Annotated in this window: 2 protein-coding genes; both read right to left on the reverse strand. The window is 62.9% G+C overall.

Features of this window, described 5'->3' with window-relative positions:
- The coding region (locus AB0N07_RS50410; RefSeq protein WP_365847658.1) for a hypothetical protein at nt 1-216 on the reverse strand (216 nt) is incomplete at its 3' end.
- Nucleotides 217-329: 113 nt separating this feature from the next.
- Entirely contained in the window at nt 330-1,823 is a 1,494-nt protein-coding gene (locus tag AB0N07_RS50415) for a hypothetical protein (protein WP_350747673.1), read from the reverse strand.
- Nucleotides 1,824-2,082 lie beyond the last annotated feature (259 nt).

Here is a 2,082-nt window from a genome sequence, read left to right on the forward strand (position 1 = left end):
GCTGACAGCGGCATGGGTGTTGGCGGCGAGCCAAGGACCCCGCTGAAAGGCATTCCAGTCGATGACAAGAGTCTCCACCAGAGGAAGCTCCACCTGCTCGACGAGGAGCCCCGGTACCCCGGCGACGGCGGGCGTGGCCTCCTGGACGCGGCGCACCAGGTGCGGCGAGCCCACCACCACGGCTCGCGCGTTCCCGTGAGCGTCTGACAGGCCCATGAGGGCGCCCCGGGTGATTCCGAACGGGGAGTCTTTGACGGCTGGGGTGGAAGCACGCCCGAGGGCTGCGAGAACCGCGTCAAGGTTGCTCGGAGGATCCGGAAGAGGTGTGTTCACGAACGGGCTCCGCTCTCAGCGTCGGTGGGCAGGGGGCCGAACTTGTCCTCGAGGGCACTCCAGAGCACCTCGCGCGCCGCACCGAGGTCGTTCACCGGGGACGCGTAGCGAGGTGCCATCGAGGCTATGGTGCTGCCCTCTTCGACGATTGCCCATGTGGCAGCCCGCGAGCCCGCGTAGTCGCTCCACTTGGACGGCAGATACGGATTCACCACGTGGTGCTCACCAGACGCCGCGTCGCGCACGACTAGGAGGTCGAAGGAGTCCGTGGCTGCCAGGAACTCCAAGAACGGCAGGGACGGGTGAAACGTCACCAGATGCTCGATTCCTTCGGCCCCGACTCCGTTTACAGCGCGCGCAACGAGATCTTCATATTGTTTCGCCGAGAAGTTCCGGGGGCGTCGCCCTCCCTTGCCCACCGGGACGTAGTTGGTGAACACGTGGAGGTGAACGCGTTCCTGGAGCCTCTTGGGGAGCGATCGCATGGCCGAAGTGACTTCGATGAGGCCGCGTGAGGAATAGAACTCGCCGAAGTAAGCGATGTTGAGTTGATCGGGGGCCACGTGGGGATCATGCGGCGTCATCTCATAGAACGGGCGAGGCAACGACGGATGGTGGCTGACTTTCGCGTTAGCGAGTACTCGGTTCCTCAGATCGCTCCGGTGGATCTTGTCCACCATAGTCTTCATCTGCAGGGCATTCGTGAAGATGATCTCATCGGCGAGTGCAAAGACCATGTTTTCTGCAATCGAGAACACGGACTTATCTACTTCGGACATTGGCCCAAATCTGTTCTCGAATGCTGTGACGAGCTCTTTGCGGCATGCGTTGTCAACCGTCGGTCCGCCGCGGTGGACGCCAGTGACGTCTTGGGACAGCGGGTCGGAGAACTCGGCGATCCACCGAACTTCGGGGTGGCGCAGCTTCACCAGCGCTCCGCCGATGAGCGAGGGGGACCACATCCCGCGGCTGTACAGAAACTCGTATGGCCGGGCGCGTCCAGCCATGTAGCGAGAGGCTAGGTTCGCAGCGTGCTCCGCAAAAGCAGAGTGCGCAACCCATGTGGCCCATGAAGGGGCGAAGGGCAGGAAGTGCCTCGTGCGCACATAGGGGGCTGCGATCCGTTCGATCGTGGGGTCCGGCTTCTTGTGGTGCAGGAATGAACAGGCGATCACGTCCACCGACTCGCCGAACTGTCGAATGCGCTTGGAAGCCACTGTGGAGCCGGTGTCTTGGAACGGAGAGAAGTTATAGAGCAGGGCGAGGCCGGTGGCGGGCGGAATGATCTCGCGCCACGGAAGACTCTCTGCCCCGGGGGTGAGCAGGATCCGGTCGCAGAGCTCCTGCCGCGCACTGCCGGCCGACTCGATAGCTTTTCGCAGGTCCGCTAGTGACTGCTGCACCTGAACGTCATCGTTCGCTGCGGTTGCGGACGCCCACTGGGCGGCGGAGTGTTGAGCTTGCTCGATCAGACCCGCTGCGTTCTCCATGGGCACATCCTCATCTCGTCTCCGCTGCTTCTACTCGGGTGCGAACTTACGGACGCACGCCCAATACCGGGGCTTGAGGCCGTGGCTCTGTGTGACATTACCAGCGTGGCCGTGCCAGCGAGGTCCTGATGGTGACCGCTGTTATGTTGTGGTGACTGCAGATCTGTGAGGGCCGCCCTGCGGCCACTCGCCGCAACCACAAAGGTGGCTTCATGATTTCCACAGTCTCTGGCGACGTCACCCTGACCATGGGCTCTAC

Origin of the sequence: Streptomyces sp. NPDC051172, assembly GCF_040682555.1 — a bacterium.
Lineage (GTDB): Bacteria > Actinomycetota > Actinomycetes > Streptomycetales > Streptomycetaceae > Streptomyces.

What these genes read in the sequence shown, in the direction of transcription:
- AB0N07_RS50415 (WP_350747673.1), bottom strand. Translation starts at nt 1,823, where the DNA reads ATGGAGAACGCAGCGGGTCTGATCGAGCAAGCTCAACACTCCGCCGCC.